12 protein-coding genes and 2 pseudogenes are annotated in these 13,159 nt (G+C 67.8%); 11 read left to right on the top strand and 3 right to left on the bottom strand.

Going from position 1 to position 13,159, the window contains the following annotated elements; genetic code table 11:
- The first annotated feature begins 79 nt into the window (after positions 1-79).
- From ACFWSK_RS24425 to ACFWSK_RS24415, 3 genes and pseudogenes are all read left to right on the top strand, one after another.
- Positions 80-379 (top strand): DUF5959 family protein, encoded by a 300-nt coding sequence (locus ACFWSK_RS24425; protein ID WP_383789952.1) that lies wholly within the window; start codon positions 80-82, stop codon positions 377-379.
- A gap of 464 nt (positions 380-843) precedes the next feature.
- Positions 844-1,410 (top strand): dihydrofolate reductase family protein, encoded by a 567-nt coding sequence (locus ACFWSK_RS24420; RefSeq protein ID WP_383789950.1) that lies wholly within the window; start codon positions 844-846, stop codon positions 1,408-1,410.
- 286 nt (positions 1,411-1,696) lie between these two features.
- Positions 1,697-1,828 (top strand): annotated as a pseudogene (locus ACFWSK_RS24415) (IMP dehydrogenase); the annotation flags it as partial.
- Positions 1,829-1,935: 107 nt separating this feature from the next.
- Here ACFWSK_RS24415 and ACFWSK_RS24410 read toward each other — a convergent pair.
- Positions 1,936-2,568 carry a DUF2461 family protein gene (locus ACFWSK_RS24410; RefSeq protein WP_383789948.1) on the bottom strand — a complete coding sequence of 211 codons (633 nt, stop codon included), beginning with the start codon at positions 2,566-2,568 and terminating at the stop codon, positions 1,936-1,938.
- A gap of 1,107 nt (positions 2,569-3,675) precedes the next feature.
- Here ACFWSK_RS24410 and ACFWSK_RS24405 point away from each other — a divergent pair.
- The 3 genes from ACFWSK_RS24405 (at position 3,676) to ACFWSK_RS24395 (ending at position 6,079) form a co-directional block, all read left to right on the top strand.
- Entirely contained in the window at positions 3,676-4,155 is a 480-nt protein-coding gene (locus ACFWSK_RS24405) for a lamin tail domain-containing protein (protein WP_383789945.1), read from the top strand.
- A gap of 182 nt (positions 4,156-4,337) precedes the next feature.
- The gene (locus ACFWSK_RS24400) at positions 4,338-4,883 is read left to right on the top strand and encodes a Chromate resistance protein ChrB (protein ID WP_383790105.1); all 546 of its coding nucleotides are present in this window, start codon (positions 4,338-4,340) and stop codon (positions 4,881-4,883) included.
- Positions 4,880-6,079 carry an MFS transporter gene (locus tag ACFWSK_RS24395; RefSeq protein ID WP_383789943.1) on the top strand — a complete coding sequence of 400 codons (1,200 nt, stop codon included), beginning with the start codon at positions 4,880-4,882 and terminating at the stop codon, positions 6,077-6,079. The genes ACFWSK_RS24400 and ACFWSK_RS24395 overlap by 4 nt, the downstream gene beginning before the upstream one ends.
- An 18-nt stretch (positions 6,080-6,097) precedes the next feature.
- Here ACFWSK_RS24395 and lepB read toward each other — a convergent pair whose 3' ends face one another.
- Positions 6,098-6,763, bottom strand: coding sequence for a signal peptidase I (gene lepB / locus ACFWSK_RS24390; RefSeq protein WP_383789940.1), 666 nt, complete (start codon positions 6,761-6,763; stop codon positions 6,098-6,100).
- 753 nt (positions 6,764-7,516) lie between these two features.
- Positions 7,517-8,053, bottom strand: a complete 537-nt coding sequence (locus ACFWSK_RS24385) for a sigma factor (RefSeq protein ID WP_383790103.1) — start codon at positions 8,051-8,053, stop codon at positions 7,517-7,519.
- A 261-nt stretch (positions 8,054-8,314) separates the two neighbouring features.
- On the opposite strand from ACFWSK_RS24385, the gene ACFWSK_RS24380 reads away from it, so the two are divergent.
- The 5 genes and pseudogenes from ACFWSK_RS24380 to ACFWSK_RS24360 all read left to right on the top strand — a co-directional run bounded on the left by ACFWSK_RS24380 (position 8,315) and on the right by ACFWSK_RS24360 (position 13,136).
- Positions 8,315-8,698 carry a VOC family protein gene (locus ACFWSK_RS24380; protein ID WP_383789938.1) on the top strand — a complete coding sequence of 128 codons (384 nt, stop codon included), beginning with the start codon at positions 8,315-8,317 and terminating at the stop codon, positions 8,696-8,698.
- Positions 8,699-8,920: 222 nt separating this feature from the next.
- Positions 8,921-9,754 (top strand): annotated as a pseudogene (locus ACFWSK_RS24375) (IS630 family transposase); the annotation flags it as partial.
- Positions 9,755-9,982: 228 nt separating this feature from the next.
- Positions 9,983-11,161, top strand: a complete 1,179-nt coding sequence (locus ACFWSK_RS24370) for a PP2C family protein-serine/threonine phosphatase (RefSeq protein ID WP_383789935.1) — start codon at positions 9,983-9,985, stop codon at positions 11,159-11,161.
- A 689-nt stretch (positions 11,162-11,850) separates the two neighbouring features.
- On the top strand, positions 11,851-12,726 hold the full coding sequence (locus ACFWSK_RS24365; protein ID WP_383790100.1) for an STAS domain-containing protein: 876 nt from the start codon (positions 11,851-11,853) through the stop codon (positions 12,724-12,726).
- The gene (locus tag ACFWSK_RS24360) at positions 12,726-13,136 is read left to right on the top strand and encodes an STAS domain-containing protein (protein ID WP_383790097.1); all 411 of its coding nucleotides are present in this window, start codon (positions 12,726-12,728) and stop codon (positions 13,134-13,136) included. The genes ACFWSK_RS24365 and ACFWSK_RS24360 overlap by 1 nt, the downstream gene beginning before the upstream one ends.
- Positions 13,137-13,159 lie beyond the last annotated feature (23 nt).

The raw sequence follows: 13,159 nt of genomic DNA, 5'->3' as shown, positions 1-13,159 counted from the left end.
AACCCTTGGAACTCCTATCGCGATGCCTCGTATCGGGCCGAGCACTGCAGTGCGTGCATGATGTCGGCAGTCGAAGCGAGTGGGGAGCGGGGATGGTCGAGGGCAGCAAGGTGGATCTCGTTCACCTGGCCGATGGGCAGAGCAGTCTCACGGTTCATGTCCTGCCGGGGGACATTTGGAAGTGTGTCTGGCGCCGGACGATTTGGACAGCCGGTCCCAGGTTCTAAGCGCGCTCGCCGCAGGTCGGAGCGCCGCGTGGATGGACGACGGACGGAATGCCGAGATCCGATTCGAATCGTCCGGGCAGGATGGGGTTGCGGAGGTTGTGGTGGAGGACGTGGCCGATCGGGGACATCGGTCCGCGTCCCGCTATGTGTAGCCGACGGATGGACCGATGAGCACGATGAAGGGCTCAAGCACGGCCGAGCGTCCTGGCCTCAGGAGGCCGTGGAGACTTCCCCTGGCGCCTACGAGTGGCGGCGCTGAACTGCCGTCAGCCCCCGCCAGCAGATGAGCGCGCAGGCCAGGGCCGGTCGAACAGGCGCCTCCTAGAGATCTGTAGGGTCTCGCCGCTCGTGCCCGTCGATCTTGCGTGACCTGGGCGTTCTTGGCTGTCTCACGGCCTTGTCACCCGTGATTCGTCTCAAACCCGTGGCATTTCCTGGCGAGGGCGAGGGCGAGGGCGAGGGCGAGGGCGAGATCAGGCGGCTTGCCCAAGTCGGCCGAGTACACCACGCTGAGCCTCAAGCACGAGGACTACCAACAAGACCAGATCGCGCACCGATGAGTTTCCCGCGCCGCGCTGGTCTATACGTCCCACACCCACGGACGGAAGGCTGGGCCATGCGGAAACTGATCTACGGCATGAACCTGACCCTGGACGGCTACATCGCCGCGGCCGGCGACGACATCGGCTGGAGCGGACCGCCGAACCACGAGCTGTTCCAGTGGTGGCTCGACCACGAGCAGGCGAGCGGCCTGTCGCTGTATGGGCGCAAGCTGTGGGAGACGATGAGCTCCTACTGGCCGACCGGCGACCAGCAGCCCAACGCCACCCCGGCGGAGATCGAGTTCGCGCGGAACTGGCGGGACACGCCGAAGGTGGTGTTCTCCTCGACGATCGACAAGGTCGACTGGAACACCCGCCTGGTCACCGGCGACGCGATCGCCGAGATCACCCGGCTCAAGGCCGAGGACGGCGGCCTAATGAACATCGGCGGCGCAACGCTCGCCGGGGCGGCCATGCGCGCCGGGCTGATCGACGAGTACGCGATCGCCGCCCATCCGGTCCTGGTAGGCAGCGGCACGCCGTTCTTCACCGCGCTGGACAGCTGGGTGAACCTGAACCTGGTGGAGACGCGGACGTTCCCCGGCGGCGTGGTCCTGACCAGGTACGAGACGAGGCGCTGAGCAGCAGCACCCACGCGCTAGTCTCACGGCGATGTCGTATACGACACCGGTACGACACGGCCCGTGAGATTACGATGTAGGGTCTCGCGCTTCGCTGCATACATCGAGGCTGTGACTTGCGACTTCTCGCGGTGTCTCATGCTGCTTCATCTGCGGTTATCTCGGCTCTCGGTGCACCCCCGCCAGGTTTACTCCTGCCGCTCCGGATGGGCAGATCGTCGGCTGTGTGTGCCGGACGGCGGGACGCGCAGAGGTCGTTCTGCCGTCGGATGTTCGACCGCATCGCGCTGCGCGCGGGGGCATCGCCCCGGTCCACGCCCGCATTCCCGAACTTCTGCCGGATGTGCTCTCCGGGGCCCTCGATCCGGGGCCCGTCTTCGACCGTGCCGTCCCCCTGGCCGAGGCGCCGGACGGCTAGCGGGCGATGGACGACCGGTCGGTGCTGAAGGTGCGCATTACCTTCTGAGCGCGTGGGGTCGGCGGCACGGGTGGGGTTCTCCTGTGCCGGGTGGTGCCCTCGTGATGTCAGGTGGCGCGCTTCACGTGGCGGACCAGCCACATCAGCAGGGCGTCCAGGTCGGCGGCGGCCGAGAGGACCCGGTCGACCGCCTCGGGGGTGTGCAGCCACTCCTCGCAGCCGAGGGGACGGGCGGCGATCAGCGAACGGTGGCGCAGCAGGTTCGTACGGGAATGGTCCGTCGGATAGCCGCGCGGGGGGCGTTTCATCACGTCCCCGGAGATGTCGTAGCCCTTCTTCCGCACGTCCTCGACGATGGCGGACAGTTCGCGGCCGCTCCCCTCGGAGGCCACGGCTTTGCGGAACATGTCCACCTGGCCGGGATCGGGGTACCACCAGGCGCCCTGGATCCGCAGGCCGTCCAGGGAGAACCGGAGACCGATCTCGATCTTGCGGCCGAGCCGGATCACCGCACCCTGGTGCTGCCACCACCAGGAGTCGGTGCGGTAGTGCCAGACGGAGAAGTCCTCGTACCGGGGGTCGGTGTCCGCGACTTCGCTGAGCAGGGCGATCATCGGCTGCCGGACCAGGCGTTCGCGGTCCGCGCGGTAGCGCTGGCGGGTCGCGTGGGTCGGTTCGCCCTGGAGCTGCCACAACACGTCCATGGCTTGCTCCGGCCAGCCAGTGAACTGTCCGCGCATGCGCGCAGGATAGCTCACCCATACTCCGCGCGCGGAGAGTATGACCGCAGGAAGGCGTAACCCCAGACAAGGTGGGAGGTGCTGCGGCGGGGCTCGTCGGCCAGTTCGATGCGCCGTGCGCGGTGGCGAGTTCGTCGAGGAACTCGGAGGGTGCCGTCGATATGAAGCGGGCGGTCAGATTGTGCAGGGGAGTGGCCGCAGGCAGCCCAGACGGTTGAGCCGTCGGGGTGGGTGTCGGTCCGCTGGGGTGCGGGGCGGCTGGGTCAAGGCGGGCGGGGCAGAGTTTGTGCCCTTGCACGGCTAAAGACGGCTAACTGGCCGGGGCCGCGGGTGCTGTACCGCTCTGCGGGCTGCGTTTTGGGCGATGCCGGACGTTGCCCACCACAACTCCAGCTCGGCCCACGGCGCGGGTGGTTGCCTCGTCGCCACCGGTGATGCCGAGAACCGCCAGGCCGGACTCACGAATGTGCTGAGTATCGATCTTCATGCCGCTTCTTGCGCCGCCATCGCCACGCCGGCTTTTCGATCGTGCACGCCATCCGTACGAGCGAGGAGAGGTCCGTACGGAGGGGATGTGGTGGACGGCGCTGCCTGTCTCCCGCCCAGTGGTTCCGTATGCGCGCGGGATTGGAGGGCAGGCGCCGGCCAGGGCTGGCTCTACCTCCTGTGCGCTCTACCTCCTGCGCTCGCTCCCTCTTGGTCGACGCGGGAGCCCATCCTTCTTCGGGCGTTTTTGCGGTGTGCGTGCGGGTGTGCGAGGAAGCGTGCGGAGTGGTTGTTACCAAGATCAGGCTCTGTTGGCGTGGTGGCGCGTTGGGTGGCGTGTGGGTTGGTGCGGGGGAGCGCGTAACCGCTTTCCGTTGATGGTTCAACGGGTGGGTGTAGCTGTCAGGGAATGTCAGGGTCACGCTTATCTGTCCACTGATGTGCTGTACATGTGTAGGTTACGTAAATGTCCGCAATTGGTAACGCGGAGTCAGGCGTCCCCCACGGGCCGGTGTCGGCGGTCCAGAGTTTGGGTCCTCGGTACCGACAGGGGCCGAGACCCGCACCGCGCCCCGGCCTTGTTCTGGCTGGTGGTGCATACGTTTTGAGGGGACATCACCTATGTCTGCTTCTTCCGCCCGCCGTCTGGCCGCGACCGTTCTCGCGGCCGGCGCCATCGTTTCCGCCGCCGCCCTGCCGGCCATGGCCTACGACCGTGACGGGGACCGGCATCAGCGTCGCTCGAGCGTCGAGATCAGCGCCGTCCAGGCCGACAGCCCCGGCCCCGAGAATGGCTCGAACCGGTCGCTGAACCGCGAGTGGATCGAGATCACCAACAACCACCGGCGCGCGGTGAACCTGGACGGCTGGACCCTGCGCGACCGTGACGGAAACCGCTACCGCTTCGACAACGTCCGCCTCGCCGGCCGCGCAACGGTCCGTATCCACACCGGTGTCGGCCGCGACACCCACACCGACCTTTACCAGGACCGCCGCCACTACGTGTGGGACAACCACTCCGACACCGCGACCCTGCGCAACGACCACCGCGACGAGGTCGACACCGAGTCCTGGGGCCGCGGCCGACACCACCACCGCTGACCACACCGCCCGCACCTGACCACGGGCACCCGACACAACGGGGCGGCACGCCAACGGCGCGCCGCCCCTTGGCGTGGCGACAGGGGCAGGCTCCGGCCGGTTTTGGACGGCAGGGCACCGGGCCGCCCCGGGTCGATGTAACGCCTGCTACATTCCCATGCGTGACGAACAACCAATCGGGAATGCAGTGGCTTGTCCTGGTGATCAAGCTGCCTGCGGAGCCCTCGAAACACCGGGTAGCGGTCTGGCGGGAGCTGCGCAAGGTCGGCGCCCTGTCGCTGGGTCAGGGGATCTGGGCGGTGCCCGATGTGCAGGTCTTCGCCGACGGGGTGCGGAGGGCGGTGAGGCTTACCGAGCGCGCTGAAGGACAGGTCGTGACGCTGCAAGCGTCCGGACGCGGGCCCGAGGACGCAGCTCGCTTCGAGGCACTGTTCACCGCGGCGCGGTCCGAGGACTGGACGGAGTTCCTCGCGGACTGCGGCAAGTTCGAGGCGGAGATCGCCAAGGAAATCAGCGTCGCAAAGTTCACCCTGGCCGAGCTGGAGGAAGAGGAGCAGAGCATGGAGCGGCTGCGCCGCTGGCACCGGGACCTGACAGCGCGGGACGTGTTCGGGGCTCCGGAGGCGGCCGAGGCCACTGAGCGGCTGAAGCAGTGCACAGCAGCCTGCGAGGACTACGCGGAGCGGGTTTTCAACGTCCTGCACCAGAGCGAGGGTGACAACGCATGACCACCACGACGGGCCATCCCGCACCCGCAAGGCAGATGTGGCCCCTGTACGCGGCCGGATTCACCACCGCTTTCGGCGCCCACGGCATCGCCGCCAACCTCGGCGGCTTCTCCGACGACGCGGTCACCTCCTTGCTGGTGCTCGGCGGGCTGCTCGCCCTGTACGACGGGGCCGAGGTTCTGCTCAAGCCCCTTTTCGGCACCCTCGCCGACCGGGTCGGCGCCCGCCCCGTCATGATCGGTGGACTTATCGCCTTCGCTGCCGCCTCCGCGCTCTACGCCATCGCGGACAGCCCCGGCTGGCTTTGGGCCGCTCGCCTCGGCCAGGGCGCCGCCGCCTCCGCCTTCTCGCCCTCGGCCTCCGCGCTGGTCGCCCGGCTCAACCCGGCCGCCAAGCACGGCCGGGCGTTCGGCAGCTACGGCTTCTACAAGTCCATCGGATATACTCTCGGCCCGCTGCTGGGCGGTGTGCTGGTCTGGGCGGGCGGACTGCAACTGCTCTTCGCGGTCATGGCGGCGCTCGGCGTGACGGTCGCGGCCTGGGCCGCCTTCGCCGTACCCGCCGTGCCTCCGCTGCCCCGCAAGCGCCAGACCGTGATCGACCTGGCGCGGCGACTCACCTCCCGCTCCTTCCTCGCCCCGACCGCGGCCCTCGCCGGAGCGACCGCCGCGCTCTCTGTCGGCGTCGGCTTCCTGCCCGTCTCCGGCGCCACCGCCGGACTTGGCACGGTGGCCACCGGCGCCGCCGTCTCCGTCCTCGCCGCATGCGCCGCCGTCGTCCAGCCGGCCGCCGGGCGGGCCCTGGACGCCGGACGTGTGACGACCCGGACCGGTCTGGCGGCCGGACTCCTGACCACCGCCGTCGGCCTGGGCTGCGCGATGCTTCCCGGCCTGCTCGGCATCCTGACCGGAGCGGCCCTGATCGGTGCGGGAACGGGCCTGATCACCCCGCTCGGCTTCGCCGCCCTGGCCGCCGCCACCCCCCAGGAACGCCTCGGCCAGACGATGGGATCCGCTGAACTCGGCCGCGAACTCGGCGACGTCGGCGGCCCACTCCTGGTCGCAGCGGTCGCCACCCTCACGACCCTCACCTACGGCTTCGCAGCCCTCGCTCTCCTCCTGGCCGTCATCCCCGCCTTCGCCCTCGCCGGCGGGCGCCGTGAGGCACCCGTGCACGCAGGAGATGCACAGGCTTAGACCATGTAGGACACGGTCTCAGGTCACGGGCCACGGCGGCACAGCCGCGAGCTGCCGCCGGGCACGCCGCCCGGCCGCGTACCCCCCGATCCCCAGGCCGATCCCGACCAGGGTCAGCACGATCCCGAGGACCCCGAGCGCCACCAACACCGCTGGCACGGTGTAACCCTTCTGCACTCGACCGAGCACCCCGGAGGCGGCGACGCTGCCAGACTGCTCGTCGAGGAAGAACCGCGAGTCGTTCGAGTTTCCCCGGTGGTCGCCCAGCAGGAACAACCGTCCGTCCGGCACCTGCACGTCGTACGGTCCGGTCCCCGGGTTCACTTCGCCGCGCATCACATACGGTTCGTCGACCGGCTTCCCGTTCACCGTGATCCGATCTCCGTCGCACACCACGTAATCGCCGCCCACCCCGATGACCCGCTGCAGGACGGGTCCGCCCTGAAAGCGATCGGGCACATGGACGAGTACGACATCACCCCTGCGTATCTCGCCCGCGTCGATGCGCTCGATGACCAGCCGCTCGCCCGAACGGTACGTGGGCTCCATCGCCTCGCTCATGACGGCGACCCCTTGGTAATTCGTGAAGAAGTACCCGATGCCCCCCAGTGCCAGGACCAGCCCAAATGGCACCAGTACCCAGGCAGCGGCTTTCAGCCCGCTGCCCACTCCCCGCTGCTGCATGAACACCCCTCCATCGAACCGCCCGAGGCCGGGCGGACCAGCAGAGGCTAAGCGGTCCCGAGACGGAAACGCACCTCACTCCCAAGGCCTCACAGGTCGGTGCAGTCTTTGGTCCAGTCAAGTGCAGGAGCAGGAACCCGGGAGCACCACTTTGGAAGATCGCGCACCTGGATGGGTGCACAGGCCCGCCTCGGGACGGCGCTGCCATGGGGTGGCGTCCAGGGCGCGGCCGCGGCCCTTGACGTTCTCGTAGGTGCGGCAGTGTGCCTCAATGGCCTTTGGCGCACCGGAGTATGAGGAAGGTGCGGTGGGTGCCGTGGCGGACCTGGTGGAACCGGGGCTGGTGGAAGGAGAGCCCTGTTCGCCGGGCGTGGGCGTGGGCGGCCGAAGCGGGCCATGGCCGGTGCGGGGCTGGGGAGTGTGGTGCCGCCCGCTGTTCACCGCGCCGATGGAGGCTACGGCGATGCCGCCCAGCAGCATGCTCGTCACGAGGGTGAGTGCGCCGCCGCGCGCCCAGCGCTGCTTCCGGGTCCTCGGGCGCCAGTCGTCCCTGCGTCGAATACGCGGGGCCCCGTCGCTCGCCGTGCGTGCGCTTCGGAACGCAGCAAGGGCGGCCTGCCCGGCACTGTCGTCCACGGGCTGGTGCCGCAGAGCCTCACCGATCCGCTCGGCCGTGCTGTCCGGGCCGGACGGGCCGTCACCAGTCGTATGGCCGGGGCGTGGGGCGGGCCCCGCGTTGGCGGGCGTCGCCGCTCAACGGCTCGTCTTCGCTCCGGCGGGAGTTCCTCTCGGTTCCCCCGGCGTCCGCGCGACATCATGTCTCCCATCATCGGGTCCGAGCAGCCGGTCCAGGCTCCTCACCCCACGGCGGGCCAGGACCCGTACGACGGCGCTGGGCCTGTGCATCACCCAGGCGACCGCGGACTCGTCCAGACGCACGACATGGCGCGGGAGGACCGTCTCGGCCTCGGCCCGGGGCGGCCGGGCGAACGGGGCCGCTTCGGCGGGCAGTGTGGCTCCCAGTTTGTTGTGGGCGATGTGGTCCCCGGTCGGAGGCGTCGACGGACGTCCTGTCGAGCGGTGAGGTGCGCCGCGGCGGCGGAAGCGGCCGCGCGCGTGGCGCCGAGCGATGCTCGTCGTCCAGCCGCGGAATCCGTGCGCGTCGCCACGAAACTGTGGCAAGTCGCGGGCGATCTCCGGCCAGGCAGCGGCGGCGACGTCCTCGGCCCCCTCATCCACGGTCCCGCGCAGGTAGCCGAGCAGGCCCGGCTGGACCAACCGGTACAGCACCAAGAAAGCGGCCTCATCACCGTCCTGGGGCCCGGGCAGCCGCCACGCTCAGCGCCAGACGCGCTGAGCGTGCCCTCCCATTCCCAAGATCCATTCCCCCACTGGCCGACCAACGCCCCGGAGCGCACGACACAGGCATGTGCGGCGACCGACTGGTCTGTTGGACCCGTATCGAAAGTGCTGCCAGGGGGCCTGCGCTGTGTACCGAAGAATGAGCGCACTCGGTGGCGTCTGGCGCGGAGATCAGGAAGGCTTGCGCGCATGGTCTCGATATTGCAGAACGTGGCGATTGACTGTGCGGATGCCTACGAGCTGGCTCGGTTCTGGAGCAGTGTGACTGGCAGTCCGCTGCATCCGGAGGATGCACCGGGCGCCGGGGAGACTCAGGTGTTGCTGGCGGAGGGCCCGGTTCTGTACTTCAACCAGGTGCCCGAGGCCAAGACGATCAAGAACCGGATCCATCTGTGTTTGCGCCCTGAGACCTCGCGTGATCAGGAGGTGGCCCGGCTGCTGGGCCTCGGTGCCACCTTTGTCTCCGATCACCGGAATCCCGATGGTGCAGGCTGGGCAATCCTTGCTGATCCCGAAGGCAACGAATTCTGCGTTCTGCGCAGTGAGTCCGACCGAGCCGCTACGAACTCGTGACGCTAACGCGCCGTCCTGGCCGGTTTCGTATGACAGCTGGGCACAGCCACTCGTTCATGCCCGCAACGAGCACGGTCGCTTCGTAGCGGACGGCGAGCATCCGCTTTCGATGCACGCCCTGGTGGCGAGCATTCGGAGGGCTGGGCACGCAGGTTGCGCGCTGCTTGAATGCGCCAGTGATCGAACTAGTGACCTGAGTCGAAGGTTCGTCGTTGCTTGGGTATGAGCCGTCCAGGTCCGATGATTGCGCCCTTGTCGTTGACTGATGCGCAGCGGGCTGTGCTGGAGGGTTGGGTGCGTCGTCGTACGACGGCCCAGGCTCTGGCTCAGCGTTCGCGGATCGTTCTGGAGTGCGCCGAGGGGCATTCGATTCTGGAGGTGTCACGGCGGCTGGATGTTGCCGCGGACGCAGTTCGTACCTGGCGGCGGCGTTCCATCGATCGCGGCCTGGACGACCTGTTCGACGAAACCGCGGCCGGGCGCCCCGTGGAAGATTACCGACGCGGATGTGGAGCGGGTCATCGTCAAGCCGCTGGAGGAGCCGCCGAGGCACGCCACCCGTTGGTCGACCAGGTCGATGGCGGCCGTCACGGGCATGTCACAGGCGGCCATCTCCCGGATCTGGCGGACGTTCGCCTGGCCCCGCACCGCTCACAGACGTTCAAGGTGTCCACGGCCCCGTACTTCATCGACAAGGTGCGCGACATCGTGCGTCTCTACCTGCGTCCGCCGGAAAGGGCTCTGGTTCTCTGCGTGGACGGGAAGTCGCAGATCCAGGCCCTGGTGCGGTCCCAACCCGTGCTGCCGATGATGCCCGGCGTTCCCGAACGCCGCAGCCACGACTACGTCCGTGCCGGCACCACCACCCTGTTCGCCGCCGCCGGAAAGGTGATCGGCTCGATCCACCGCCTTCACTTCCAGGCCCTCGAACGAGACATCCGTAGCTGGCTCGCGGACTGGAACGACAACCCCCGCCCCTTCCTCTGGACCAAGACCGCCGACGAAATCCTCGACAAGGTCGCCTCCTACTGTCCGCGAATCTGTGACTCAGGTCACTGGCTAGGGGTGGGCCGCGTGGCGCGGATACCTGCCTGCCTGGTGTGCGCCGGCGCCTCGGTAGAGTCGATATTTGCCATGCGGCAATATTTTGATGCGGCTCCTGTAGTCGTAGAGGGCCCCTGTGGGGGGCAACTGGGGGCATAGGGGTAAGCGCTCCGCCCTCCTTGGCAGGGCGCCTGCCTAAGCTATGCAATTCATCCACTTTTTCTACGAAATGGTCTTATCGTGACGAACCTTCTGGCTGCCGGGCGAGCTGTACGGTCGGCTGCACCCCATGCACTCTTCGACGCGATGCGGGCCGCCCTGATCGAGTACTACGAAGCCCGTGACGTCGACCTGCTGATGGCCGACTACAGCCTCACCTGCCTGCAGCCGCTGACGGCCTTGCCTCATGCGGCGCAACCGTTGTCGGTGCAATCCAGCCCCGAAGGCCGCGCGTTCGGCAGTCAGGAGCCATTCGGGCAGTACGTGACTCAAGGCGGGTCCGTCGATCTGCATCTGCCCGTAACTGTCCGGGGAGACAGGCTCGGGATTCTGACCGTGCGTCTACCCAAACACAGATGCACTCCTGACACCGTTGAGGAACTGACCGAGCTCGCTGAAGTACTCGGGCACGAAATCGTCGTCGCCGAGCGCGACACCGACCTGTATCTGCAGGCACGCCGTGCCAGCCGCCTCACCCTGGCGTCAGAGATGCAGTGGCAGCTGCTGCCCGCCAGGGCTTGCGCGCGCCCCGAGTACGCAATCGGTGCACAGCTTGAGCCTGCCTACGACATCCACGGCGACAACTTCGACTGGTCAAGCACGGCCGAGAGCCTCACCCTCAGCGTCACTAACGGCATGGGTGACGGGATTCAGGCATCCCTGCTCACCAACCTGGCCGTCAACGCCCTGCGTAACGCCCGCAGGGCCGGTATCGACATCGCCGACCAGGCTGCGCTGGCCGACCAGGCCATCTATGCGCAGCACCGCGGAGAGGAATACGTTTCCACCCTGCTCCTGTCCCTCGAACTGGCCACCGGGCGCGGGCAGGTGGTGGATGCCGGATCACCTCAACTGTGGAGGCAAAGAGAGAAGGTCGTGGAGCACGTCGACTTCGAGGCGCAGCTCCCGTTGGGGATGTTCGACGAGACCGCGTATGCGGCCCAGGATTTCCAGGCACTGCCCGGCGACCGCCTGATCTTCGTCAGCGACGGCGTGTACAGCGCTCTCTCCGGGGCTGGCGAGGCGTATGGGGAGCGTGCTCTGGCGCGCGCCATCCAGTCTGTCGGCCTGTTGCCGGCTGCTGCGGTGCCGCGGGCACTTCTGCAGGAACTGGCTTCTCACCGTGACGCTGACGCTGAAGACGACGCGCTGATCCTGTGCCTGGACTGGTTCGGACGCACCGACCCGCCGTCGAACTAACTGTATGGCCCGATGCGTCGTTTCCCGTGGGTGACGGAGGGCTGGCCTGCGATCCTGTCCTGGGCAGGGGTGAGGTGGTTTCCTCCATTGATCTTCTTCGCCACGGCGCATTGGGGGCTCCGACGCCATACCCCGGGAATTCCCACTTCACCGTAGGAGGTGCCGGTGGCGCCCGGGTGAGGCTGTGTCCCCAGTGAGCTCCTGTTGTGCCGAACTGTGCTCATGAGGGGGACGTTCAACCCGAGCTTCACCGGCACCTACCGCTGAGCCATGCCAGCACTGAGCCCCTGCCGGCCATCACCCGCTGTGCAGCCGTCGCGGTTCCGCCGGCGAACGACCGGCCTTTGTCACTTGCCGGTGCCCGACGGGCGGAGGCACGCCCCCCGCCGTGACCATCCACCGCGCATCGGGCTCACGTGGAGGCTCTTCGCCACTGAGGTGCCTTCCATTCCCGAGCCCGCTTGGTCGCGGGGCAAGCCGCGAGAGTCTCGGGGTGCACCGGCGCCCCTCGGCGCGGGCGCGCCCTGACCAGCCGTTTGAGGCAATGCGCCGCCGGGTCGTTCGCCGCGAGGCCCGCATTCGCTTCCCATAGACGTGTGCCGCATGGTTATATTTGCCGCATGGCAACAATCGAACTGAGTGGGACACCCGGCCGGGCGTTGCCGTCGGCGGTGCGCGGGGGAGTCCGGGTGAGCAGTAGCGAGGTGGCGGCGCGTAAGTGTGTTGTTAGCGCCCTGGAGGGCCGTATCGATGAGATAGCGGACCGGTGGGTGCAGCTTCAGGTGCAGCAGGCCGCTCTGAGTGCCGGTATACGAGAGACTGAACTGCGCGAGGAGGCCGACGCGTTGGTCGCTGCTGTCGCCGCCGGCCTCGAGAGTCCTCTGCCGGTTGAGTGCCTCGTTGCCTCCCATGCCGATCTCAACCGCACGGTCACCGAACTCTCCTTGCGCAGAGCCAGGAGCGGCGAGTCCCCGACGGCCACATCACTGGCAGTGCTCGCTCTGAAGGAGGCGCTGCTGGAAGCCGTGCAGGAGAGCACGCAGAACAGCGGAGAGCTCTTCTCTGCGGCACTGCTGATCAACCAGCTCCTGGACGCGGCAGGTGCTCTGTGCTTCGACACCTACGTCGAAGGGCGCGAGGAGATCATCCGCAGGCAGAGCCGGCAACTGCTGGAGCTTTCGACCCCCGTCGTCCAACTCTGGCGACAGGTTCTCGGTGTGCCGCTCATCGGCACACTCGATACCGCGCGCACGCAGGTGGTGATGGAAAACTTGCTCCAGGCCATCCAGGTCCAGGAGGCCAAGGTCGTCATCGTCGACATCACGGGCGTACCGACGGTGGACACCGCGGTGGCGCAGCACCTGATGCAGACCGTCAACGCCGTCCGGCTGATGGGCGCGGACTGCATCATCAGCGGCATCCGGCCGCCGATCGCTCAGACCATCGCCCAGCTGGGCATCGATCTGTCCACCATCATGACCCGCGCGACCCTCGCCGATGCCCTGTCCGAGGCCATCAAACTCACCACCGGCACCCTGCCGTTGTCCGATGCGATGACTTCGTGATGAACGGGGCACTTTCAACGGGCGTTCCCATCCTGCGACTGGGGAACGTCCTGGTCACCGGGCTGCTTAACGAGCTGGACGACAAGGCCGCCCTCGTCTTCACCCACGAGCTCACGGAGCGCGTCTCGGCCGACCGTGCACGCGGCGTCCTGATCGACATCTCCCGACTGGAGATCATCGACTCGTTCGTGGCACGTACGCTCATGGAACTGACCATGATGGCCAGACTGCTGGGCGCACGCGTGATCGTGGCCGGAATGCGGCCGGCCGTTGCTATCACACTGGTCGAACTCGGGATTGAACTCGTCGGTGTGGAATCGGCTCTCAATGCTGAACAGGGCATGGCTGCCCTGGGCTGGCATCAAAGTTCGCAGCCCCCGGAAGGGGCCCGACATGACGCAACTCGCTAGGACAACCACCCCCGGCGCCACTA

This window comes from Streptomyces sp. NPDC058620 (genome assembly GCF_042717135.1).
In the GTDB taxonomy this organism is placed as follows: Bacteria; Actinomycetota; Actinomycetes; order Streptomycetales; family Streptomycetaceae; genus Streptomyces.
The sequence above is the reverse complement of the archived record's forward strand: the minus strand, read 5'-3'. Positions and strand labels throughout refer to the sequence as shown.

Excerpts from the sequence above, each read along its gene's own strand:
- ACFWSK_RS24420 (WP_383789950.1), top strand. The coding sequence starts at position 844 with ATGCGGAAACTGATCTACGGCATGAACCTGACCCTGGACGGCTACATC.
- ACFWSK_RS24380 (WP_383789938.1), top strand. The coding sequence starts at position 8,315 with ATGGTCTCGATATTGCAGAACGTGGCGATTGACTGTGCGGATGCCTAC.
- lepB (WP_383789940.1), bottom strand. The coding sequence starts at position 6,763 with ATGCAGCAGCGGGGAGTGGGCAGCGGGCTGAAAGCCGCTGCCTGGGTA.
- ACFWSK_RS24400 (WP_383790105.1), top strand. The coding sequence starts at position 4,338 with ATGCAGTGGCTTGTCCTGGTGATCAAGCTGCCTGCGGAGCCCTCGAAA.
- ACFWSK_RS24405 (WP_383789945.1), top strand. The coding sequence starts at position 3,676 with ATGTCTGCTTCTTCCGCCCGCCGTCTGGCCGCGACCGTTCTCGCGGCC.
- ACFWSK_RS24410 (WP_383789948.1), bottom strand. The coding sequence starts at position 2,568 with ATGCGCGGACAGTTCACTGGCTGGCCGGAGCAAGCCATGGACGTGTTG.
- ACFWSK_RS24395 (WP_383789943.1), top strand. The coding sequence starts at position 4,880 with ATGACCACCACGACGGGCCATCCCGCACCCGCAAGGCAGATGTGGCCC.
- ACFWSK_RS24360 (WP_383790097.1), top strand. The coding sequence starts at position 12,726 with ATGAACGGGGCACTTTCAACGGGCGTTCCCATCCTGCGACTGGGGAAC.